This window comes from Arsenophonus nasoniae (assembly GCF_004768525.1).
Lineage (GTDB): Bacteria > Pseudomonadota > Gammaproteobacteria > Enterobacterales > Enterobacteriaceae > Arsenophonus > Arsenophonus nasoniae.
The window spans coordinates 202,990-227,053 of the sequence record NZ_CP038613.1 but is presented as its reverse complement, the minus strand read 5'-3'; the positions used below and the strand labels follow the sequence as shown (position 1 = coordinate 227,053).

13 protein-coding genes, 3 tRNA genes, 3 rRNA genes and 2 pseudogenes are annotated in these 24,064 nt (G+C 42.6%); 4 read left to right on the top strand and 17 right to left on the bottom strand.

All coding sequences use genetic code 11. The features are described 5' to 3' along the window. Positions 1-70 precede the first annotated feature (70 nt). The 4 genes and pseudogenes from istB to ilvC all read right to left on the bottom strand — a co-directional run bounded on the left by istB (position 71) and on the right by ilvC (position 5,340). A complete protein-coding gene (gene istB, locus ArsFIN_RS00950) occupies positions 71-832 on the bottom strand; it encodes an IS21-like element helper ATPase IstB (protein ID WP_135677409.1) in 762 nt (253 codons plus the stop codon). Then, positions 819-1,861 (bottom strand): annotated as a pseudogene (istA, locus tag ArsFIN_RS00945) (IS21 family transposase). Before istA ends, istB begins: the two are co-directional and overlap by 14 nt. 92 nt (positions 1,862-1,953) lie before the next feature. Beyond that, positions 1,954-3,351 (bottom strand): annotated as a pseudogene (locus tag ArsFIN_RS00940) (RHS repeat protein); the annotation flags it as partial. A gap of 513 nt (positions 3,352-3,864) precedes the next feature. Continuing rightward, complete coding sequence (gene ilvC / locus ArsFIN_RS00935) at positions 3,865-5,340, bottom strand: ketol-acid reductoisomerase (RefSeq protein ID WP_026823490.1); 1,476 nt, start codon at positions 5,338-5,340, stop codon at positions 3,865-3,867. Positions 5,341-5,531: 191 nt separating this feature from the next. Here ilvC and ilvY point away from each other — a divergent pair, with 191 nt between their 5' ends. After that, positions 5,532-6,437 (top strand): HTH-type transcriptional activator IlvY, encoded by a 906-nt coding sequence (gene ilvY, locus ArsFIN_RS00930; protein WP_026823489.1) that lies wholly within the window; start codon positions 5,532-5,534, stop codon positions 6,435-6,437. On the opposite strand, the gene ilvA is transcribed toward ilvY, so the two are convergent. The 6 genes from ilvA to ArsFIN_RS00900 form a co-directional block, all read right to left on the bottom strand. Continuing rightward, positions 6,384-7,991 (bottom strand): threonine ammonia-lyase, biosynthetic, encoded by a 1,608-nt coding sequence (ilvA, locus tag ArsFIN_RS00925; RefSeq protein ID WP_051297100.1) that lies wholly within the window; start codon positions 7,989-7,991, stop codon positions 6,384-6,386. The two genes, ilvY and ilvA, sit on opposite strands and share 54 nt — an antisense overlap. Position 7,992: 1 nt before the next feature. Next, positions 7,993-9,843, bottom strand: a complete 1,851-nt coding sequence (gene ilvD / locus ArsFIN_RS00920; protein ID WP_026823488.1) for a dihydroxy-acid dehydratase — start codon at positions 9,841-9,843, stop codon at positions 7,993-7,995. Positions 9,844-9,906: 63 nt separating this feature from the next. Further along, positions 9,907-10,833, bottom strand: a complete 927-nt coding sequence (locus ArsFIN_RS00915; RefSeq protein ID WP_026823487.1) for a branched-chain amino acid transaminase — start codon at positions 10,831-10,833, stop codon at positions 9,907-9,909. Between the two features lie 9 nt (positions 10,834-10,842). Beyond that, complete coding sequence (gene ilvM / locus ArsFIN_RS00910; protein WP_026823486.1) at positions 10,843-11,103, bottom strand: acetolactate synthase 2 small subunit; 261 nt, start codon at positions 11,101-11,103, stop codon at positions 10,843-10,845. After that, positions 11,100-12,746, bottom strand: a complete 1,647-nt coding sequence (ilvG, locus tag ArsFIN_RS00905; RefSeq protein WP_026823485.1) for an acetolactate synthase 2 catalytic subunit — start codon at positions 12,744-12,746, stop codon at positions 11,100-11,102. The genes ilvM and ilvG overlap by 4 nt, the downstream gene beginning before the upstream one ends. Before the next feature lie 125 nt (positions 12,747-12,871). Then, complete coding sequence (locus ArsFIN_RS00900; RefSeq protein WP_135677408.1) at positions 12,872-12,973, bottom strand: IlvGEDA operon leader peptide; 102 nt, start codon at positions 12,971-12,973, stop codon at positions 12,872-12,874. A 472-nt stretch (positions 12,974-13,445) separates the two neighbouring features. Between ArsFIN_RS00900 and ArsFIN_RS00895 the strand changes: the two genes are divergently transcribed. Next, positions 13,446-14,972: a YifB family Mg chelatase-like AAA ATPase gene (locus ArsFIN_RS00895; RefSeq protein WP_026823484.1), complete on the top strand. Its 1,527-nt coding sequence runs from the start codon at positions 13,446-13,448 to the stop codon at positions 14,970-14,972. Positions 14,973-15,014: 42 nt separating this feature from the next. On the opposite strand, the gene ArsFIN_RS00890 is transcribed toward ArsFIN_RS00895, so the two are convergent. Continuing rightward, complete coding sequence (locus tag ArsFIN_RS00890) at positions 15,015-15,353, bottom strand: DUF413 domain-containing protein (protein ID WP_026823483.1); 339 nt, start codon at positions 15,351-15,353, stop codon at positions 15,015-15,017. 117 nt (positions 15,354-15,470) lie between these two features. Between ArsFIN_RS00890 and hdfR the strand changes: the two genes are divergently transcribed. Beyond that, positions 15,471-16,286: an HTH-type transcriptional regulator HdfR gene (gene hdfR / locus ArsFIN_RS00885; RefSeq protein ID WP_026823482.1), complete on the top strand. Its 816-nt coding sequence runs from the start codon at positions 15,471-15,473 to the stop codon at positions 16,284-16,286. A gap of 276 nt (positions 16,287-16,562) precedes the next feature. On the opposite strand, the gene ArsFIN_RS00880 is transcribed toward hdfR, so the two are convergent. From ArsFIN_RS00880 to ArsFIN_RS00855, 6 genes are all read right to left on the bottom strand, one after another. Continuing rightward, positions 16,563-16,638, bottom strand: a tRNA-Trp gene (locus tag ArsFIN_RS00880). A gap of 7 nt (positions 16,639-16,645) precedes the next feature. After that, a tRNA-Asp gene (locus tag ArsFIN_RS00875) sits at positions 16,646-16,722 on the bottom strand. Between the two features lie 47 nt (positions 16,723-16,769). After that, positions 16,770-16,885: ribosomal RNA gene (rrf, locus tag ArsFIN_RS00870) — 5S ribosomal RNA — on the bottom strand. A 189-nt stretch (positions 16,886-17,074) separates the two neighbouring features. Beyond that, positions 17,075-19,979: ribosomal RNA gene (locus tag ArsFIN_RS00865) — 23S ribosomal RNA — on the bottom strand. Between the two features lie 352 nt (positions 19,980-20,331). Then, a tRNA-Ala gene (locus ArsFIN_RS00860) sits at positions 20,332-20,407 on the bottom strand. Positions 20,408-20,495: 88 nt separating this feature from the next. Next, a 16S ribosomal RNA gene (locus tag ArsFIN_RS00855) occupies positions 20,496-22,038 on the bottom strand. Together the 16S, 23S and 5S rRNA genes with 3 tRNA genes alongside form the textbook arrangement of a ribosomal RNA operon. A gap of 625 nt (positions 22,039-22,663) precedes the next feature. Here ArsFIN_RS00855 and mdtD point away from each other — a divergent pair. Beyond that, positions 22,664-24,061, top strand: a complete 1,398-nt coding sequence (mdtD, locus tag ArsFIN_RS00850) for a multidrug transporter subunit MdtD (protein ID WP_026823942.1) — start codon at positions 22,664-22,666, stop codon at positions 24,059-24,061. Positions 24,062-24,064 lie beyond the last annotated feature (3 nt).

Genomic DNA, 24,064 nt, shown 5'->3' with positions numbered 1-24,064 from the left:
GCTGTCAACGATCACCGAAAACTGATCCACTTTTTATCTAAATCCGATCAATCAAAATTGATCCACTGTTTTACTCAGTTATTGCTCCTGAGCGCCGCTTATCTTTCAATCGGTAGCTTTCACCGCTTAATTGCAGTACATGCGAATGATGAAGTAAACGATCAAGCATAGCGGCAGTTAATGTTGCGTCATCAGCAAAAGCACTTGGCCATTGCCCAAATGATAGGTTACTCGTCAATATGACACTGCCATGCTCATAACGCTTGGCAATCACATTGAAAAACAGGTTTGCTTCTTCTCGCCCAAACGGCAGGTATCCAATCTCATCGATAATCAACAACTTCGGGGCCATCACCGAACGTGATAGATATTGTTTGAGCTTATTTTGTCGTTTGGCAGTTGAGAGTTGCAACATCAGTTCAGCTGCCGTGGTAAAGCGGGTTTTCTTCTTGGCCTGTACTGCTTTTAATCCTAACCCAATAGCTAAATGCGTTTTGCCTACACCGCTTGGGCCAAGCAACACGACATTTTCATTACGTTCAATAAACGTTAATGCGCTTAATTCCTGTATGTGTTGTTTGGGGATCCCCGTTGCAAACTTAAAATCGAACGTATTAAGTTCTTTATGTGCTGGGAATCCTGCCATCCGACTCAAAAGATTACGAGTTCGTTCATCTCGTTGTTGTTGCTCACATTTTAACAGGGACAGTAAAAACTCTCCGTAGCTTTTGTCTTGGGCAATGCATTTTTCGGCAAGTGATGACCAATGAGTCGGAATAGAATTTAATTTCAATGACTCACACAGGTGTTCAATTTGTTCATGCAATAACATGTTCACCTCCCAGTAATGCTTCGTATACGCTGATTGAGTGTTGCAAACTGACATATTCAAGGGGCGGTACGATAGGGGATATTAAGCGTATTAGTCTGTGGGATAGATTGGCAAACCCGTGCTAGTAAGGGTAGAAGAGACTTAACTTCCTTAGCTAATCTATCTGCTGGCTTCTCTAACGTTGTTCCATGAATTCGCTGATGGGCAACGCGTTGTAACCATGGACCCACTTTTGCATTAGCTATTTCAATATCCAGTTCAAGATTATGAGCACGAAGGTCGGTGTTTAATGGCACGATAAAGCTGTTTTTTTAAATAGTGGTTAAAGCGCTCTACTTTCCCTTTCGTTTTTGCCCTGTAGGGCTTGCAAGCCTTCAATTTAAACCCGTAATCTTTCGACATTTGAAGCATTTCGACATGTAATTTATGATCACCTTCTGCATAAGCATCCCGTTCGATGATGAGGGATTTTGCGTTATCACACAATACTTCCTGTGGTACACCACCAAAGTAGTCGAAAGCTTCTCTTAAACCTTGCTGCCACGATTCTGCTCGTTCATTATCAAAGAACTTTACATAACTCGCACGCGAATAGCCTAGCGTTGCAACAAACGCTTTCAGCGATTTTTTACCTCGCCGGATGCTGGTGAAGTCGATTTGCATTTGTTGACCTGGCTGTGTTTCAAAACAGACGACTACTTCGGGAACAATGCTTGGTTTAAATTGACAAACAAATCGGCGTAATTGAGCAATACCACCTTGATAGCCGTTTTCAACTACCTCATCAAATAAGACTGTTGCAGGGATCCAATCAGGTTTAGCCAGTTCAATTCGCTGAAGCAAATAAGGTTTAAAGGGGGATAATTTAGTCGGTTGTTGACTTCTTTTAGCATAAGTTGGCATTGTCTGTTGTTGTAAATGATGTTTTACGGTGTTACGGGATATACCCAACTCACTGGCAATTTTTCGAAGGCTTTGTCCTTGTGCAAAGCGAACATGAATATCCACAAATATCTCCTTGGTTAACATAAATTATCCGTACAAAAATGTGCGAATAATACCAAGTGGATCAGTTTTAGATGATCGTTAGTGGATCAGTTTTGCATGATCGGTGACACCGCTGCCGTAAACAACGCATCTACTTCTGTTGGATCCTCTGTCAGCGTACTTAATACACCGCGATTACTGCGGTCGCTAATGGTAATGTTTATGGTGTAATTGTTATTGCTAGCGGGTGCACTATGACGTATTTGTGTCAAGTTACCGCCGGTATCGTAACTATAAGTACGGAAGTAGTTTGTATAGGTAGAGTTATCTGATGAAAGGGGGACAATGACGGGAGGTAAATTATTGCTTTGCTGTGGAATATCGGCCATTTCACGTCCGGTGGCATTGACCAGCTGATAAAGGCTGTCATAGCTGTAAGTATTTTCTGGTACTATTTTTTGATTGCGCCAAAAACGAGTCTCTTCAGCATCATTACGGATGTTAAGCACGTTACCTACTGGATCATACTCATAGCGTAGATCCTGCAACACCCTCATTCCGGCAATATGTCCTGCTGGACGCACTGCTTTAATTCCCATCAGGCGCTGCGTTTCCGGTTCGTAAGTGTACATGGTCACCACACCATTGCCATGTTCTTCACGCAATTTTTGGCCTGCGGCAGAATAAGTCAGTGATTGTACGATAACCTGTTCCTGACCGTCTTTCACCGTCAGCCAACTACTCATCAGTAAACCAGCTACATCATAAGCCATACGTTGTAAATTACCACGCGCATCAATAGTGGTTAACACACGACCGGTTGCATCTGCTGTAACCTGAGTGGTATAGGGCTCGTCATCTAACTGTTGATTCCAAACAACGGGATCATTTCCTTGCCAATCAGCGATTGTCTCCTGCCTATCTGCCTCCTTTAACAACTTGCGGGTCACTGCCAGCGGGATACCACTTAAAGCGATGCTATCTGTCTGCACCAGACCTGCCGTGTCATAATGGCTAACACACTGACCAACCAGATTGTATCTCTGCTCCTCTTCGGTGTTACCGGCCCAGATAAAACGTTCCGTTACCCGAGTTGCTTCAGTGGTTACTTGTTCTGTGATACTTAGTTGACGTCCCGGTAGGCTGGCATCCTCATATTGAAAAGTATGGGTAACAGCTTGGCTTATATCTTCTTCACCATGGTTGTAAACGCCGATATTACTTATTGCTATAAAAGGCCGGCCGGCAATATCGCTTAAAGCTAGTGTGATACCTGCATCAGCACTCTGCGTACTCAGCACATTGCCAAGCAAGTTAGTTTGATAGGCAAAGTTGGTCAGTCCGCGCTCATATAAACGCGGATCGGCACTTTGCGCCAGAAAACCGCGGGCATTGTACTGATGGTGAGTAATACGTTGCTCTGTATTATTTGGTGTATCAGGATGGCGGTAATACGCGATATCACGCACGCTCAGACCTCGATTATCAACCACCGTGATCGTCGGTGTTTTACTAAATAGCAGTGTACTCATAAGTGTCTCCTGAAAATGATTATGCAATCAATTTTTGTTACGTGGAGTTAGCCACGACAGGAAATATACCACTTTATGGGTAGCTTTTTTAATAACTTGGGCACACTAAGGGATGATAAATTAAGCTTAAAGAAAGGGTGATTTTTAAGCAATTTAAATAGAATAAATCGCGATTGAATTAATATATTAACTTCGTATAGGTGTTCAGCTTTTATGTAACATAGATAATTTTTCTATCCAACATTATGCTAGCGCATTTTGTCTAAAACGGCATGTTTGCTTCAGGATGTTATTTTTAATATCTAGCAATCGATGGTGTCATAACCCAAAATTAATTCCTTTTTTACCCCATTATCTCCGCTAAATGATGCAGGTTTAACTTATAAACCAAGTAGTAAGGTAAACAAACTCATCTAACTACAATTAGATAATGGAGATATTTAAAGAATTGCTGAGCGATATTATTATGTTATCAATGGCAAGGTAAATAAAATCTACCGTATTGCCCCTATTTTAACTAGCAGCATCAATGCGCTTCATATCAGTCATATAATTACGCAGTTTTTTACCTATGATCTCAATGGGATGATTACGGATCGCTTCATTGGTATCTCGTAATTGTCTATTGTCAATCTGGCTAACGGGTATATTTTTCGCTAAGTCGCCTGGCTGTAATGTTGCTATAAAATCCTTCAACAAAGGAATTGCTGCAGAAGAGAATAGATAATTACCATATTCTGCAGTATCGGAAATAACGACATTCATCTCATATAAACGTTTACGCGCAATGGTATTCGCGATCAAGGGTAATTCATGTAACGATTCATAATAAGCCGACTCTGCGACAATACCGGCTTGCAACATCGTCTCATAAGCTAATTCAACACCAGCTTTGGTCATTGCGACTAATAACAGACCATGGTCAAAATATTCCTGCTCTAAAATTTTGCCCTTATAGGTAGGATAATTTTCAAACGCCGTTTGCCTTGTTTCTGCCCGCCAAGTGAGTAAATTGTTATCATTATTCTGCCAGTCTGCCATCATGGTGGCTGAAAATTTACCGGACATAATGTCATCCATATGTTGCTGAAATAATGGCGCCATGATTGTTTTTAATTGTTCAGATAATGCAAATGCCCGTAATTTAGCCGGATTAGCTAAACGATCCATCATGAGCGTAATACCACCTTGTTTTAATGCTTCGGTGATTGTTTCCCAGCCATACTGGATTAATTTCCCCGCATAGCCTGGTTCGACACCCTCGGCAACCATTTTGTCATAACACAGTAATGAGCCGGCTTGTAGCATGCCACATAAGATAGTCTGTTCACCCATCAGATCCGATTTTACTTCGGCAACAAAAGAGGACTCAAGTACACCAGCGCGATGACCGCCTGTGGCAGCTGCCCATGCTTTAGCAATATTTATCCCTTCACCTTGCGGATCATTTTCTGGATGAACGGCAATCAGCGTTGGTACACCAAAACCGCGCAGATACTCTTCACGGACTTCGGTTCCTGGGCATTTTGGCGCCACCATAATAACGGTAATGTCCTGGCGGATCGGCTCACCCACTTCGACAATATTGAAACCATGGGAATAACCTAATGCAGCCCCCTGTTTCATTAATGGTTGAATGGTCTGCACCACAGCAGAGTGTTGTTTATCTGGTGTTAAATTAATAACTAAATCCGCTTGCGGAATTAATGTTGCATAAGTACCAACAGTAAAACCATTTTCTATCGCCTGACACCATGAAGGACGCTTTTCTTCAATCGCTTCTTTGCGCAATGCATAGGCAACATCCAGACCGGAATCACGCATATTTAGTCCCTGATTAAGTCCTTGCGCTCCACAGCCAACAATGACAATTTTTTTGTCTTTTAAATAACTGGCTCCAGCAATAAATTCATCACGAGCCATAAAACGGCATTGACTTAATTGCAATAATTGTTGGCGCAAATTTAGGGCATTAAAATAATTAGCCATAGATTAATTTCCTTCATAATTTCAGCATGTTATTATACATTTTCTATTGTTTTATTGTCAGATTACTTAGCAAAGAAGCGTTGCTATGCTTACTATATGCGATCAAAATTATTGCGTAAATTGATATATTTGAAATATAATGTTGCAAAATATGCAATATTATATGGCCACTTTTTATCACTGAGGGCGCAATGGATATTCGCGATCTAAAGTTATTTTTACATCTAGCTGATAGCTGTCACTTCGGACGCACGGCTAATGCCATGCATATCAGTCCCTCGACATTATCTCGCCAAATACAACGTCTGGAAGAAAGTTTTGGTCATCTTTTATTTATGCGCGATAATAGAACTGTACGCCTCACAGAAGCAGGAAAACAATTTACACAATTTGCCCAACAAACACTGCTTCAATATCAGCAACTTAGCCACTCACTTAACCAACAGAGCGCCTTATTGACTGGTGAATTACACCTATTTTGCTCAGTTACTGCCGCTTATAGTCATTTACCCAAGATCCTGGATACCTTTAGGCTAGCAAATCCTTTAATCGAAATTAAATTAACCACTGGTGACGCAGCGGATGCCGTCAATAAAGTTGCCAGACGAGCAGCCGATCTAGCGATTGCCGGTAAATCGGAAAAATTACCGGATAATATTTTATTTAACAAATTAGGTGAAATTCCGCTCGTCTTGATTGCGCCATCATTAGCGGGAACGATCCGTCAACAAGTTTCGCAACCGCAACCGAACTGGCAACAAATTCCATTTATCCTGCCAGTACACGGACCTAGCCGCCAAAGAATTGAGCTTTGGTTTCAACAGCACGCGATTATTAATCCGCTAATTTATGCTACTGTGTCAGGCCATGAGGCCATTGTATCGATGGTAGCACTCGGTTGTGGTATCGCATTAATACCTAAAGTGGTCGTTGATAATAGCCCTGAATCTGTCCGCAATCGTATTTGGCAACCTGATCCTATTTCACGGGTTGAACCTTTTGATCTTGGCGTTTGTGTTTTAAACAAACGCCTTAATGAACCATTAATTCGCGCATTCTGGCAGTTGCTGCCTGCTGCCAATATGCTCAGTCAATAATTGACTTGGCGGCGCTAAAAAGAATTGGAATGAGGCATTATTGGTTTCATCATGATACTGATAGCCCAATGCGGCAAGATGATTGGCAAATAGGGCTTCTGAACCAGACAATTCAAAGGCTGCCAAGACACGGCCATAATCAGTTCCATGACTGCGATAATGAAACAGGGTAATATTCCAATAAGTACCTAACGTTTGTAAAAACTTAAGCAGCGCGCCTGGAGACTCTGGAAAGACAAAACTTAATAGTCGCTCATTAAGTGGCTTTGACGGACGTCCTCCCACCATATAACGCACATGGAGTCTGGCCATTTCATCATGGGAAAGATCAGCAACTTCATAACCCGCTCGTCGTAAATCAGCAACAATGTCAGCACATTCATCAACCCCATAGCTCAACCGAACACCAACAAAAATAGACGCTTGCCCTGAATTTATGTCGCTATAACGATAATTAAATTCAGTAACAGCACGCTTACCCAATACTTGGCAGAAACGCAAAAAACTACCTTTTTGTTCAGGAATGGTGACCGCGAATAAAGCTTCTCGTTGTTCGCCTAATTCACAACGCTCTGAAACATAACGCAAACCATGAAAATTAATATTTGCGCCCGTTAAAATATGGGCTAAACGTTCGCCTTTTATACCATGCTGCTGAACATATTTTTTCAAACCCGCTAATGCCAACGCACCTGCCGGCTCTGCTACAGCGCGTACCTCTTCGAATAAGTCTTTAATGGCAGCACAAATATTATCACTATTAACCGTAATAATATCATCGACATACTTTTGACATAGCCGAAAAGTTTCATCGCCAATACGCTTAACCGCTACCCCTTCGGCAAATAAACCCACAGTGGGTAAATCTACCGGATGACCCGCTGCTAAAGCAGCTTTGAGGCAAGCCGCATCTTCGGCCTCAACAGCAATAATTTTAATATTAGGCATTAGTTGTTTGAGCAGGATCGCAATACCGGCAATCAATCCTCCACCACCAACGGGCACAAAAATACGATCAAGGTGAGGAACTTGTTGTAATAATTCCATCGCTATTGTTGCTTGACCTGCAATCACTGCCGGATGATCAAAAGGTGGCACATAGGTGTATCCTTTCTGATGAGCAATTTCAATCGCTTTTGCTTTTGCCTCATCAAAATTTGCTCCATATAAAAGCACCTCAGCCTGTAGACCTCGAACTGCATTAACTTTGATATCTGCAGTGGCTAACGGCATCACAATTAGTGCCGGGATCCCCATCCGACTGGCAGATAACGCAACACCTTGGGCATGATTACCGGCCGAGGCGGTAATAACACCACTCGCTCGCTGCTCGGCTGACAAACTAGCAATCATGTTATAAGCGCCACGTAGCTTAAAACTATGCATTAATTGCAGATCTTCACGCTTAACCAAAATTGTATTATCAAACCGCTCAGAGATTTTTTTCATCTCCTGTAATGGAGTGACTTGGGCAACTTGATAAACGGGTGCCTTTAGTGCTGCGCTTAAATAATCCGCTGCTGAGGGTGAACTCTGCAAACAAGACATCGCCATTTTATTCTCCTAGTTTCGTTTTATCACGCACCGCACCCTTATCTGCACTTGTTGCCAATGCAGCATATGCGCGTAGGGCAAAAGAAACTTTACGTGCACGCTTGTGTGGTGTCCATGCTTTGTCGCCACGTTGCAATTCAGATTGTCTACGTTGATCTAATATTTTGTTATCGATATTTAAGGCAATCCGGCGAGCGGGAATATCAATATCAATAATATCGCCATCTTCAATCAAGGCAATCAAACCTCCACTTGCCGCTTCTGGCGAAATATGGCCAATGGATAATCCTGAACTACCACCAGAAAAACGGCCATCAGTGATTAATGCACAACTGCTGGCTAACCCCATTGATTTAAGATAAGACGTGGGATAAAGCATTTCTTGCATACCTGGCCCACCCCTTGGTCCTTCATAGCGAATTACCACTACATCACCAGCAACAATCTTACCGTTCAATATTGCTGCTACTGCCTCTTCTTGACTATCAAACACCTTGGCTGAACCGCGAAATGTCAGGCAATTTTCATCAACCCCTGCGGTTTTGACAATACAACCGTCTGCCGCCAGGTTGCCAAATAAAACCGCCAATCCGCCATCCTGACTATAAGCATGCGCTAAATTGCGAATACATCCTGTTTGACGATCGAGATCCAAGGATGGCCAACGGCATGTTTGTGAAAATGCTTGGGTAGTACGAATACCGGCTGGTCCTGCCGCATACATCTGTTTCACCGCATCATCATGTGTCAATATGACATCATACTGCGCTAACATTTGCTCAACATTCAAACCAAGAATATTTTTTACCTGACGATTAAGTAATTGCGCGCGATCTAACTCGCCTAAAATAGCGATAACGCCGCCGGCTCGATGAACATCTTCCATATGATATTTGGCTGTACTGGGTGCTACTTTACATAAATGCGGTACTTTACGTGATAAACGATCAATATCTGCCATAGTAAAATCAACCTCAGCTTCCTGCGCTGCCGCTAATAGGTGTAATACTGTATTCGTCGATCCTCCCATTGCAATATCGAGTGTCATCGCATTTTCAAATGCCGCTTTTGTGGCAATATTACGTGGCAAAACACTGTCATCATCCTGCTCATAATATTGTTTTGTGATCTCAACAATACGTTTACCGGCAGCCAAAAACAGCTGTTTACGATCGGTATGCGTCGCCAATAAAGAACCGTTACCAGGCAAAGATAATCCTAATACCTCGGTCAAACAGTTCATTGAATTAGCAGTAAACATGCCTGAGCATGAGCCGCAAGTTGGGCAAGCTGAACGTTCGATTTGTTCACTATCTTGATCACTCACAGTCGGATCCACACTTTTAATCATGGCATCTACCAAATCAAGTTTAATAATCTGATCAGAAAGTTTGGTTTTGCCTGCCTCCATCGGGCCACCCGATACAAAAACAGCCGGAATATTTAAGCGCAATGCGGCCATCAGCATGCCTGGTGTAATTTTGTCACAATTAGAAATACAAACCATCGCATCGGCACAATGAGCATTAACCATATATTCAACGGAATCAGCAATAAGCTCGCGAGACGGCAGCGAATACAACATACCGCCATGCCCCATTGCAATACCATCATCAACCGCAATGGTATTAAACTCTTTTGCCACACCGCCAATGGCTTCTATTTGTTTAGCCACCCACTGACCAAGATCACGTAGATGCACATGACCAGGGACGAATTGCGTAAATGAATTGACAACCGCAATAATTGGCTTGCCAAAATCAGCGTCGGTCATTCCAGTTGCCCGCCAAAGTGCCCTGGCACCAGCCATATTACGGCCATTGACCGTTGTAGCAGAACGATATTCTGGCATTGTTGCTCCCTTAGTATAAAAATTGACGATAATTAGACGCCAATAAACATCTCGCAATTTGAACTAACTATTGACAGGATCTAACCAGTTCCATTTATCTTTTGTTGAACCATCAAATAAGCCAAAAAAAGCCTGCTGGATACGTTTAGTTACTGGGCCACAATGACCAACCCCGACTTGAATACCATCAACACTCCGAACTGGCGTAATCTCAGCCGCAGTACCGGTCATAAAAATTTCATCCGCCAGATACAACGATTCACGTGATAACATTTGTTCACGAACTTCAAATCCCAATTCAGTAGCTAACTTGATAATGGCATCACGTGTGATGCCGGGTAGTGCTGACGAGGTAAATGGCGGTGTAAAAAGTACGTTATCTTTAACTTCAAATAGGTTCTCACCCGCACCTTCGGAAATATAACCATTAACATCTAACGCAATGCCTTCCTGATAGCCATGACGACGCGCTTCACTACCCACCAGTAAAGACGATAGATAATTACCACCCGCTTTAGCCGCTGTCGGGATGGTATTGGGTGCGGCGCGATGCCAAGACGAAACCATCGCATCAATACCTTGTTCTAGTGCTTTTTCACCTAGATACGTTCCCCATGGAAAAGCCGCAATAATAACATCCGTTTTATAACCTGGTGGTGGATTCACTCCCATACCAACATCACCAATAAAAACCAGTGGTCTAATATAGCCACTAACTAACTTATTTTTACCAATGGTTTCGCGACAGGCTTCCATTAATTCATCAACGCTTTGGTTTAAAGGCATGCGATAAATTTTTGCTGAATCGTGTAAACGCTGCATATGCTCACGATGGCGAAAAATTACTGGACCTTGATGAGAGTGATAACAGCGAATACCTTCAAAAACCGAAGTACCATAATGCAAAGAGTGAGACATAACATGTATCTTTGCTTCCGCCCAGTGCACCATTTCTCCGTTGAACCAAATATAATCTGCCTTTTTTGTCATTTTTTTACCTTATATTACGATTGATTGTTTGACAGCTTGTTGCTTGATTTCAATATCAAAAATATCTACCAATTTAATTAACTGTGAATAAAGTAGATTCAGTGGACGTTGACTATTAACCGTTATTTCAATGCTAACGTTATTGCCATCCAATCCTTGATTCATGCTTATTGTATTAACCTGAAATCCACGATGACGAGTTACCCGCAAAATGCGCTCTAAAATTTCTGGCCGAAAGCGCGCTTCAATATTTAATCGATAATGTCTCATAAGGGTTTCTCCATCATTTTTTCATTGCTGGCACCAGGAGGAACCAACGGCCAAACATTTTCTAATTCATCAATAGATACCTGTAGCAAATAAGGGCCAGCATGACTGAATAATCTATCCAGTGCGTTATTAATTTCTGATGTATGCGTAATACGCTGACCGGCAATATCGAATGATGCAGCTAATGCGACAAAATCTGGATTATCCGTTAACTGAGTTTCACTATAGCGTTGTTGAAAAAATAACTCTTGCCACTGACGTACCATACCCAGACGTTGATTATCGATAAGCACAATTTTGATCGGTAATTGTTTGCGCTTTATGGTCGCTAATTCCTGAATATTCATCATAAAAGAGCCATCGCCTGAAACACAGATAACCGCAGCATTAGGGCGAGCTAATTGAGCGCCGATTGCGGCTGGAATGCCAAACCCCATTGAACCTAATCCACTTGAAGTAATAAAATTCTCTGGTGCTCGAAATGACATATGCTGTGCCGTCCACATCTGATGTTGTCCAACATCGGTTGTCACGATGGTATCAACATGCATACGCTCTGAGATTTGTTTTAACAAAGCAGGGACATCGATAGAATCCCCTGTATGGTTATAATTCCATGCATACTCTGTTTTCAACGCGCTTACTTTGGCTTGCCATAATGCAATATTTAATGGTCGAGCTAAGCGCGGTAACAATAGTTTTGCATCACCGAGTAAACAAACATGCGCCTGGCGCAATTTATTCAATTCAGCATGATCTATATCTAAATGGATGACTTTGGCATGAGGCGCAAATGTATTCAATTTGCCGGTCACACGATCATCAAACCTTGCGCCTACTGCTAACAATAGATCACATTCCTGTACCGCAAAATTTGCCGCTTTGCTGCCATGCATACCCAACATCCCCAAATAATGCGGATCATCTGCTGTGACAGCACCAAGCCCCTTTAACGTAGCAACAGTGGGCAATCCGGTGATCGCAATAAAATCCCGCAACTCAGAAACCGCCCCTGACATACCAACCCCACCACCCACATACAAAATAGGTTGTTTCGCTTGCTGCATAATTTCACATGCGGTTGCTAATTGATTGGCAGAATAAAATGATTTTTCTTCAACTGGCATAAAATAGGGCAACAAATGGGTTGTTTGTAACTGTATATCTTTGGGGATATCAATTAAGACGGGTCCTGGACGCCCCGTTGTCGCAATACTGAAAGCCTCAGTAATAATCTGTGGTAACATCTCAACAGAATCCACTAAGAAACTGTGTTTTGTACAAGCTAAAGAGAGACTTAAAATGTCAACTTCCTGAAAGGCATCTGTGCCAATAAACTCCAGAGCAACCTGTCCTGTTATGGCAACGATAGGCACTGAATCTAATAATGCATCCGCTAAGCCAGTGATCAAATTTGTTGCTCCTGGCCCTGATGTTGCGATACAGACTCCTGGTTTATTCGTTGCTCTTGCATAACCAATTGCAGCCATAACAGCACCTTGCTCATGACGACATAACAAATGCTGCAAATCACTATCATACAAAGCATCATAAACAGGCATAATGGCTCCCCCAGGATAACCAAAAATCTGTTCAACCCCTTTACTAATTAATGCCTGAACTAACCATTGCGCTCCATTCATTGTTTTACTCCAGCAACCTAATTTATTTGTTTATTTTTCTGAACTCTCACCGGCAACTAACACAAATTTAAAGCTAAAAAAAACCCCGCGCCTTTCGGTGCGGGGTTCTTGTGAAATCTGGCTAGTTATTCTGCCTTTCTTCTTCCAAGTGCTGCCCCGCACGGTGGGATAATCACCACCACGCTCACAATAATTAGGTTAATTATTAGGGCAAACACATTCGTCATAATATTCGTTCTTTGATCTCGATAATTTATTTACTTATTTAGTGTTAACACGTTGACACTGATTTGACAATAATTATTTTATTTTTTATCGAAAAATAAAAAATCACGATTAGAATCAATAAATTTCTTTCATAATAAAATTATTTAATAGCTTATAAAAAATAATTAAAATAAAAAACTACAAAAACCAAAAAAAATAAAGATAATTACACCAAAATATAACTATTATTTGGTTTTGTATAAAATGATTAGTTTAAGTTTAATTAGTTAAGCATAGATTATAATGCAGATCGTTCTAAATAATTCGTAGCCGACTTTTTTATTATAAATAATGACAGCACCGTCCTAAAAAATTACAACAAAAGTAAAAGTTCCGGGCACTTCTCTAACAACCTTCCCATATTCACTAAAACCTAGTTGTACTTAATTTACTGACGAAGAAAATAGTAATGTGACATTTTAGGGAGGCAATATGGCACTAGCTGTTATTTACACCAGAGCTTCAATTGGTATGCATGCCCCACGGGTAACAGTTGAGGCACATATTAGTAATGGACTACCTGGACTTACCCTGGTTGGGTTGCCAGAAACAGCTGTAAGAGAAGCCCGTGATCGTGTCAGAAGTGCTTTAATAAATAGTGGTTTTCAGTATCCATCTAAAAGAATAACCATCAATTTAGCACCTGCAGATCTGCCAAAAGAAGGCGGACGTTACGATCTAGCCATCGCACTTGCCATTTTAGCGGCATCGGAACAAATTACATCGATAAAATTAAATCAATTCGAATTCCTTGGCGAATTAGCACTTTCTGGCCAAATTCGTCGAATAACAGGGGTAATCACTGCGGCACAAGCTGCATTAAAAAATCAGCGTAAATTGATTACTGCGATAGAAAACGCAAATGAATTAAATTTGTTACCAACAGAAAGTGTCTATTTTTGTGAACATCTACTCTCTGTTTGTCATTTCTTACATGATCAAAATACGTTACCTCACAATCAAGAAACGCCTATTACCAACCACAAGCACACTAATATAACAGATATCAATGATATTATTGGTCAACAGCACGCCAAACGCGCATTAGAGATCACAGCCGCAGGAGGACATAACCTTTTATTGCTTGGTCCACCTGGCACAGGTAAGACCATGCTTGCCAACCGCCTAATTACTATCTTACCTGATCTCACCAATCAAGAAGCGCTAGAGGTAGCGTCAATAAAAAGTTTGTGTGATATTTCATTTGATAACGAAAAATGGCTTACACGGCCATTTAGAGCTCCTCATCACAGTGCTTCTATGGCAGCATTGATCGGTGGCGGCAGCTTACCCAAACCTGGGGAAATATCTTTAGCTCATAATGGTATTTTATTTCTTGATGAATTGGCTGAATTTGAACGAAAAGTGCTCGACGCACTTAGGGAACCTCTAGAATCTGGTGAAATAGCAATTTCACGTGCCAAAGCTAAAGTTAATTTTCCAGCCAATATTCAACTTATTGCCGCTTTAAATCCCAGCGCTATGGGTCACTATAAAGGGATATATAACCGAGCCAACTCAAAACAAATCCTTCGTTATCTAGCAAAGATATCTGGGCCATTCTTAGACCGTTTTGATCTCTCTATAGAGGTACCACTTTTACCACTAGGTACCTTAAGCCATTCTACACCAACGAATGAAAGCAGTTTCGATATAAAACAACGTGTTATACAAGCAAGAAAACAGCAAATTGAACGTTCGGGTAAAATTAATGCAAAACTAAATAGCAAAGAAGCCGCACTTTTTTGTAAACTAAAACCGAATGACGCTCTTTTTTTAGAAACAACATTAAATAAACTTGGCCTCTCAATCAGAGCTTGGGGTCGTATACTGAAAGTTTCACGAACTATTGCTGATTTAAAACAGCAACAACAAATTGAAAAAATTGATATTATTGAAGCAATTAGCTATCGCTGTATGGATAAGCTACTTATTCAGTTACAAAAACAAATTGCATAACAAAGGGGTATTAAAACCCCTTTTTTTAGATCTATAATGATATTAATCATCAGTATCGGTATAGTCTTCTGAAGGATCCAGTTGTGGTTTACCTCCAGATAAGGTATGAAAACGCTTAGGTCGGCTAATACGAGACATATATTTAGACCATACTTTTTCTTCTGGTGTCACAGGTTCGCGTTCACCGCGACACATAGCAACAAAAAGTTTTTCTTCTTCTGTCTGAGGTTGACGCTTACCTAAATCAAGTTCATTGAAAGCTTGACCGCAACGTTCTAACAACTGAGCTTCTTTAATGGTGAAATCACCATGACGAGAAAACCCTCGAGGATAATTTTTATTATCAAAAAAACGATTAGTCGTGATAAAGCTTTCTGCCATCTAACACACTCCTACCTCTCTAATGTCAACTCATTATGGCGCGGAGTATTAGTTAGCAATTGCATTCTGTAAAACAAAACATTTAAATCGTTAAGATTAAAAATTTTGGAGATTGCTGTGGATACTGAATTATTAAAAACTTTTTTAGAAGTTAGTAAAACCCGACATTTTGGTCTAGCAGCCGAATCGTTATACCTAACACAATCAGCGGTAAGTTTCCGAATACGCCAATTAGAAACTCAATTAGGGACCGTTTTATTTGCCCGTCATCGCAATAATATTCGTTTAACTGCGGCAGGCGAACGCTTGATACCCTACGCTAAATCGTTAATAAATACCTGGCTACAAGCTAAAAAAGAAATTTCTCATCAATCATTACAAACAGAATTTTCAATAGGCTCGACAATATCACTATGGGAAGGATGCTTAACAAATTGGATTCAACTTATTTATCAAAAACATAAAGAGCTTCATCTTGAATGCAGAATATCAACACGACAATCTTTAGTAAAACAACTTCATTCACGAGAACTTGATTTACTTATTGCGATCGAACCACCGAAAATGGATGAGTTTGAAAGTGCTATCATTGGTGAAATAAAATTACAACTGATGACAAATAAAAAAAATTTAACTTTATCGAAATTCAATCTTATCAAACTTGACTGGAGTGCTGATTTCAATACCACTGAAAAATCATCTTTACTTGAAAATTCGCCTACACTGCTAACAACATCAGCTAATCTTGCACGGGAGCTATTATATCCAACCAAATCTGCCGCTGTTTTGCCCATTCATTGGCTTAATCAACATCATGAATTAGAAACACTATCGAAAATTATCTACAGCAAACCAATTTATGCTATTTGGTTACAAAATAATGAACAAGAAACGTTTATTAATAAATTAGTGAAAATACCTATTGAGGAATAACTAATTATGAAGAGGTAAAAAATATAAACTTTCAGTTTCATAACCAGTTATTAACAAAAAAATATTTATTATGGTAAAAAGTACAAAAAAACCACGATAGTTTTTTGTCTCTAATATCTAGTAAAAATAAAATAATAGAACATAATCCATCAATTTTAATAAATAAAAATTAGAATATTAAGATAAGAATATATTTTTGAACGGTTCATAGACAAAAACCCAGTCAGTTAAACTGGGTTTTTTGATATTTAATAACATTATCTATAAAACTATAAATGGCAGGGGCGGAGAGACTCGAACTCCCAACACCCGGTTTTGGAGACCGGTGCTCTACCAATTGAACTACGCCCCTAAATAGGTGGCGGTGCGGACGGGACTCGAACCCGCGACCCCCGGCGTGACAGGCCGGTATTCTAACCAACTGAACTACCGCACCACCCGATTTATTTCACTAATGGCCTTAGCCATTAGCATTAAATTAAAGTCTGGCAGCTCCCTACTCTCACATGGGGAGACCCCACACTACCATCGGCGCTACGGCATTTCACTTCTGAGTTCGGCATGGGGTCAGGTGGGACCACCGCGCTATTGCCGCCAGACAAATTCTTTTTTACCTATCCCGTTTCAGTACGCTGCCATCTCGGCTAGCCTTTCGGCTCACTCGCCTACCTCAGTAGGTGCTCACCATCAACAGCGCCAGTTCACGCTCCTTCGCGTAATATCTCGTCAGGATAGACTCTTGAACAAGCTAAAATTCTTCTCTCTTCTCAAAACACCTTCGGTGTTGTCAGGTTAAGCCTCTCGGGTCATTAGTACTGGTTAGCTCAACGTATCGCTACGCTTACACACCCAGCCTATCTACGTCCTCGTCTCGAACACCCCTTATAGGACATTACTGTCAGGGAAGACTCATCTTGAGGCAAGTTTCCCGCTTAGATGCTTTCAGCGGTTATCTCTTCCGCACTTAGCTACCAGGCGATGCCATTGGCATGACAACCTGTACACCAGTGGTGCGTCCACTCCGGTCCTCTCGTACTAGGAGCAGCCCCCCTCAATCTTCCTTCGCCCACGACAGATAGGGACCGAACTGTCTCACGACGTTCTAAACCCAGCTCGCGTACCACTTTAAATGGCGAACAGCCATACCCTTGGGACCTACTTCAGCCCCAGGATGTGATGAGCCGACATCGAGGTGCCAAACACCGCCGTCGATATGAACTCTTGGGCGGTATCAGCCTGTTATCCCCGGAGTACCTTTTATCCGTTGAGCGATGGCCCTTCCATTCAGAACCACCGGATCACTAAGACCTACTTTCGTACCTGCTCGCGCCGTCACGCTCGCAGTCAAGCTGGCTTATGCCTTTGCACTAACCTCACGATGTCCGACCGTGATTAGCCAACCTTCGTGCTCCTCCGTTACACTTTGGGAGGAGACCGCCCCAGTCAAACTACCCACCAGACACTGTCCTCAGCCCGGATAACGGACCTAAGTTAGAACATCAAACATTAAAGGGTGGTATTTCAACGTTGGCTCCATGCGAACTGGCGTCCACACTTCTTAGCCTCCCACCTATCCTACACATCAAGGCTCAATGTTCAGTGTCAAGCTATAGTAAAGGTTCACGGGGTCTTTCCGTCTTGCCGCGGGTACACTGCATCTTCACAGCGAGTTCAATTTCACTGAGTCTCGGGTGGAGACAGCCTAGCCATCATTACGCCATTCGTGCAGGTCGGAACTTACCCGACAAGGAATTTCGCTACCTTAGGACCGTTATAGTTACGGCCGCCGTTTACTGGGGCTTCGATCAAGAGCTTCGCCTTACGGCTTACCCCATCAATTAACCTTCCAGCACCGGGCAGGCGTCACACCGTATACGTCCACTTTCGTGTTTGCACAGTGCTGTGTTTTTAATAAACAGTTGCAGCCAGCTGGTATCTGCGACTGGCTTCAGCTCCATGGGTTAACCATTTCACCTAACGCCAGCGTGCCTTCTCCCGAAGTTACGGCACTATTTTGCCTAGTTCCTTCACCCGAGTTCTCTCAAGCGCCTGAGTATTCTCTACCTAACCACCTGTGTCGGTTTGGGGTACGATTAAGGATTACCTATCGCTTAGCGGCTTTTCCTGGAAGCTGGGCATCAACTACTTCACCACCTTGGTGGCTCGTCATCACGCCTCAGTGTTATAGTCGTACGGATTTGCCTGCACGACCCACCTACACGCTTAAACCGGGACAACCGTCGCCCGGATAGCCTAGCCTTCTCCGTCCCCACTTCGCAGTAACCCTTAGTACGGGAATATTAACCCGTTTCCCATCGACTACGCTTTTCAGCCTCGCCTTAGGGGGTCGACTTACCCTGCCCCGATTAACGTTGGACAGGAACCCTTGGTCTTTCGGCGAGCGGGTTTTTCACCCGCTTTATCGTTACTTATGTCAGCATTCGCACTTCTGATACCTCCAGCAGACCTCTCAGTCCACCTTCAACGGCTTACAGAACGCTCCCCTACCCAACAACATTGCTGTTGCTGCCGCAGCTTCGGTGCATGGTTTAGCCCCGTTACATCTTCCGCGCAGGCCGACTCGACCAGTGAGCTATTACGCTTTCTTTAAATGATGGCTGCTTCTAAGCCAACATCCTGGCTGTCTAAGCCTTCCCACTTCGTTTCCCACTTAACCATGACTTGGGGACCTTAGCTGGCGGTCTGGGTTGTTTCCCTCTTCACGACGGACGTTAGCACCCGCCGTGTGTCTCCCGTGATGACATTCTTCGGTATTCGGAGTTTGCATCGGGTTGGTAAGTCGGGATGACCCCCTAGCCGAAACAGTGCTCTACCCCCGAAGATGAATTCACGAGGCGCTACCTAAATAGCTTTCGGGGAGAACCAGCTATCTCCCGGTTTGATTGGCCTTTCACCCCCAGCCACAAGTCATCCGCTAATTTTTCAACATTAGTCGGTTCGGTCCTCCAGTTAGTGTTACCCAACCTTCAACCTGCCCATGGCTAGATCACCGGGTTTCGGGTCTATACCCTGCAACTTGACGCCCAGTTAAGACTCGGTTTCCCTACGGCTCCCCTATACGGTTAACCTTGCTACAGAATATAAGTCGCTGACCCATTATACAAAAGGTACGCAGTCACCCCATCCTCAAAGGGCTCCCACTGCTTGTACGTACACGGTTTCAGGTTCTCTTTCACTCCCCTCGCCGGGGTTCTTTTCGCCTTTCCCTCACGGTACTGGTTCACTATCGGTCAGTCAGGAGTATTTAGCCTTGGAGGATGGTCCCCCCTTATTCAGACAGGATAACACGTGTCCCGCCCTACTCTTCGAGCTCACGATACTAACACCTTCGGATACGGGGCTATCACCCTTTATGGCTGGCCTTTCCAGACCCTTCTCCTGATGCTAATATCGATGCTGACTCTGGGCTACTCCCCGTTCGCTCGCCGCTACTAGGGGAATCTCGGTTGATTTCTTTTCCTCGGGGTACTGAGATGTTTCAGTTCCCCCGGTTCGCCTCGTTTGACTATGAATTCATCAAACGATAGTGCATTAATGCACTGGGTTTTCCCATTCGGACATCGCCGGCTATAACGCTTCATATCAGCTTACCGACGCTTTTCGCAGATTAGCACGTCCTTCATCGCCTCTGACTGCCTAGGCATCCACCGTGTACGCTTCATTCGCTTAACCTCACAACCCGAAGGTGTCTTTATTTCACTGTCGTTCTGATAGGTTATGGCTGCGCGTGCAGCAATTCTTTGTTGGGCAGTGCTCACCATGCTCACGTACTTTTTGTACGCTGCGCTGACTGCGCGCTGGCCGCCTCGAATTCCGAATTCCTGACTGCTCGCTCATAACGCCTGCCTTCCTGACAGCGAATACACTTCGCGTTGGAGTTTTGAGAGTTCTCCACATTATTTTTCTTAATAATGTGTGTTTCAATTTTTAGCTTGTTCCAGATTGTTAAAGAGCATTATTATTCGCAGCATACTGTTGCTAGCCTGCTCTGAATAACCTTTTATCTATTTTTTATCTTGCAATATGGTGGAGCTAAGCGGGATCGAACCGCTGACCTCCTGCGTGCAAAGCAGGCGCTCTCCCAGCTGAGCTATAGCCCCATTAAGACTGAGCTACAAGCCTAATGATACCTTCAGCTCAATCTTCATCAGACAATCTGTGTGAACACTCACATTCCATCTATCTCGGTAAGGAGGTGATCCAACCGCAGGTTCCCCTACGGTTACCTTGTTACGACTTCACCCCAGTCATGAATCACAAAGTCGACGGTAAGCGCCATCAATGGTTAAGCTACCTACTTCGGGTTTTGCAAACTCCCATGGTGTGACGGGCGGTGTGTACAAGGCCCGGGAACGTATTCACCGCGACATGCTGATCCGCGATTACTAGCGATTCCGACTTCATGGAGTCGAGTTGCAGACTACCAATCCGGACTTCGACGTACTTTCTGAGTTCCGCTTCACCCTCGCAGTTTAGCTGCCTCTTTGTATACGCCATTGTAGCACGTGTGTAGCCCTACTCGTAAGGGCCATGATGACTTGACGTCATCCCCACCTTCCTCCGGTTTATCACCGGCAGTCTCCTTTGAGTTCCCGACCGTATCGCTGGCAACAAAGGATAAGGGTTGCGCTCGTTGCGGGACTTAACCCAACATTTCACAACACGAGCTGACGACAGCCATGCAGCACCTGTCTCAAAGTTCCCGAAGGCACGCCTCTATCTCTAAAAGCTTCTCTGGATGTCAAGAGTAGGTAAGGTTCTTCGCGTTGCATCGAATTAAACCACATGCTCCACCGCTTGTGCGGGCCCCCGTCAATTCATTTGAGTTTTAACCTTGCGGCCGTACTCCCCAGGCGGTCGATTTAACGCGTTAGCTCCGGAGGCCACAGTTCTTGACCACAACCTCCAAATCGACATCGTTTACAGCGTGGACTACCAGGGTATCTAATCCTGTTTGCTCCCCACGCTTTCGCACATGAGCGTCAGTCTTTGTCCAGGGGGCCGCCTTCGCCACCGGTATTCCTCCACATCTCTACGCATTTCACCGCTACACATGGAATTCTACCCCCCTCTACAAGACTCTAGCTAACCAGTCTTGAATGCCATTCCCAGGTTAAGCCCGGGGATTTCACATCCAACTTAATTAACCGCCTGCGTGCCCTTTACGCCCAGTAATTCCGATTAACGCTCGCACCCTCCGTATTACCGCGGCTGCTGGCACGGAGTTAGCCGGTGCTTCTTCTGTCGCTAACGTCAATTGCTAAGCTTATTAACCTTAACACCTTCCTCACGACTGAAAGTACTTTACAACCCGAAGGCCTTCTTCATACACGCGGCATGGCTGCATCAGGCTTGCGCCCATTGTGCAATATTCCCCACTGCTGCCTCCCGTAGGAGTCTGGGCCGTGTCTCAGTCCCAGTGTGGCTGATCATCCTCTCAGACCAGCTAGAGATCGTCGCCTAGGTGAGCCTTTACCCCACCTACTAGCTAATCTCGGGTTCATCCGAAGGTGTGAGGCCAGAAGGTCCCCCACTTTGCTCCTTAGAGATTATGCGGTATTAGCCACCGTTTCCAGTGGTTATCCCCCGCCTTCGGCCAGATCCCCATACCTTACTCACCCGTCCGCCGCTCGCCGGCAAGAAAGCAAGCTTTCTCCCGCTGCCGCTCGACTTGCATGTGTTAGGCCTGCCGCCAGCGTTCAATCTGAGCCATGATCAAACTCTTCAATTAAAAGTTTGATGCTCAAAGAATGTTTTACTGGCCGTAACGCTTTTTTTGCCACTTTGTCGGCCTTTTATCGCCTTCTCCGTCGGCTAAAATAACGTTACTGCTTATTAGTTCATATATGAATTAACTGTTTGTCACTCTTTAAGACTTAATCTTCAAATAGTTTTTGATGATGTCTTGCGAGTGCCCACACAGATTGTCTGATTAATTGTTAAAGAGCGTGCGACTGGAGTCGCGAGGTGGCGTATACTACGCTTTTCACCTGTAAAGTCAAGTAGTTATTTCTACTTTTCTTTACTCTGCGTCGCTAAAATCCACTTCAAGTGATTGGTTCTATACTGACTCAGTGGGGGCGCATTATAGGGAGTTTTACGCGGCTGGCAAGTAATAATTTGTAAACTTTAGCTGTTTGCTCTTTTTTTCGACAAAAACAATTTAATTATGTTTTAGTTTCCTGTAATTTTAAATTTTTTAGTGGTAATTATTTAGAAACAATTATCTAGATCAAAGTTATATAAGCAATAGCTCATTAGATATCTGTTAGTGCTATAATTTTCTAAAATAAATAAAAGATAATCTATTTTATAATCTGATTTGTTTTGGTTTACCTTATTTTTTAGGTTATTAAATGTTAAAAACAACACAAAATATGTTTGGCCTACCAGTTATAGCCGCAATGGCTTTTTTTATGCAAAGCCTAGATGCAACTATTTTAAATACTGCATTGCCTGATATAGCTAAAAGTCTTAATCATTCTCCTTTAGCAATGCAATCTGCTGTAATAAGTTATACATTAACCGTTGCTCTCCTTATACCTGTCAGTGGATGGTTAGCTGATCGCTTTGGTACAAGAAAAATTTTTATCTTTGCAGTTAGTCTATTTTCTTTAGGCTCTTTCTTATCTGCAATGTCATTATCATTAGAATTTTTGGTTTTTTCTCGCATCATTCAAGGAATAGGTGGTGCAATGATGATGCCTGTCGCACGTTTAGCATTATTGAGAGCTTACCCACGCAGTGAATTACTGCCTATTTTAAATTTTGTTACTATTCCAGGATTAGTTGGACCTATATTAGGACCTTTACTGGGTGGTCTTTTAGTAACTTATACCAGTTGGCATTGGATATTTATTATTAATATTCCGATTGCTTTATTAGGTATTTTATATGCACTAAAACATATGCCTGACTTTAAAATGCCTAAACGCGCCTTTGATACCACAGGGTTTATTCTTTTTGGTGTTGGTATTGTGATGTTAACGGTGAGTTTAGATTTTTTTAATAACGAAAAATTAACTAATTATGCACCATTAATTATAATTATGGGCGGCATTTTTTTACTTTTTCTTTATGTATTACACGCAAGGAAAATCTCTTATTCGATTATTCCATTAAGTTTGTTTAGCACAAGAACCTTTTCTATCGGCATAGCCGGTAACATTATGACCCGTTTAGGAACAGGCTGTATTCCGTTTTTAATGCCGTTGATGTTACAAGTAGGATTTGGACACCCAGCAGTTACAGCGGGTTTAATGATGGCTCCAATGGCGATAGGATCTATATCGGCAAAATCTGTTGTGACAAAAATATTAACTAACTATGGCTATAAAAAAACACTTTTTACAATAACATTTGTTATTGGTTTAATTATTACTCAATTTTCATTGCAATCACCCAATATGCCAATTTATGTTTTGATAATTCCTTTATTTTTACTGGGAGCAGCAATGTCTACTCAATTCACAGCTATGAATACGCTTACTCTAGCAGATTTAACTGAAAACAATGCCAGTTCTGGTAATAGTATGTTAGCTGTAACTCAACAACTTGCTATCAGTTTTGGTATAGCGAGTAGCGCCGCAATTTTACACTTTTTTGAGTCGCTACCTTATGGTGATCATATTGATAATTTTCATTATACATTTATTACTATAGGTATGATTACGCTGTGTTCTTCATTTATTTTCCTTCTGTTACAGCAAGAAGACGGACAAAATTTAATTAATAAAAAAGATCCCCAACAGTAAACA

Excerpts from the sequence above, each read along its gene's own strand:
- ArsFIN_RS00915 (WP_026823487.1), bottom strand. The coding sequence starts at position 10,833 with ATGACAAAAAAGGCAGATTATATTTGGTTCAACGGAGAAATGGTGCAC.
- ilvA (WP_051297100.1), bottom strand. The coding sequence starts at position 7,991 with ATGGCGATGTCTTGTTTGCAGAGTTCACCCTCAGCAGCGGATTATTTA.
- ArsFIN_RS00900 (WP_135677408.1), bottom strand. The coding sequence starts at position 12,973 with ATGACGAATGTGTTTGCCCTAATAATTAACCTAATTATTGTGAGCGTG.
- istB (WP_135677409.1), bottom strand. The coding sequence starts at position 832 with ATGTTATTGCATGAACAAATTGAACACCTGTGTGAGTCATTGAAATTA.
- mdtD (WP_026823942.1), top strand. The coding sequence starts at position 22,664 with ATGTTAAAAACAACACAAAATATGTTTGGCCTACCAGTTATAGCCGCA.
- ArsFIN_RS00890 (WP_026823483.1), bottom strand. The coding sequence starts at position 15,353 with ATGGCAGAAAGCTTTATCACGACTAATCGTTTTTTTGATAATAAAAAT.
- ilvC (WP_026823490.1), bottom strand. The coding sequence starts at position 5,340 with ATGGCTAATTATTTTAATGCCCTAAATTTGCGCCAACAATTATTGCAA.
- ArsFIN_RS00895 (WP_026823484.1), top strand. The coding sequence starts at position 13,446 with ATGGCACTAGCTGTTATTTACACCAGAGCTTCAATTGGTATGCATGCC.
- ilvG (WP_026823485.1), bottom strand. The coding sequence starts at position 12,746 with ATGAATGGAGCGCAATGGTTAGTTCAGGCATTAATTAGTAAAGGGGTT.
- ilvY (WP_026823489.1), top strand. The coding sequence starts at position 5,532 with ATGGATATTCGCGATCTAAAGTTATTTTTACATCTAGCTGATAGCTGT.
- ilvD (WP_026823488.1), bottom strand. The coding sequence starts at position 9,843 with ATGCCAGAATATCGTTCTGCTACAACGGTCAATGGCCGTAATATGGCT.
- ilvM (WP_026823486.1), bottom strand. The coding sequence starts at position 11,103 with ATGAGACATTATCGATTAAATATTGAAGCGCGCTTTCGGCCAGAAATT.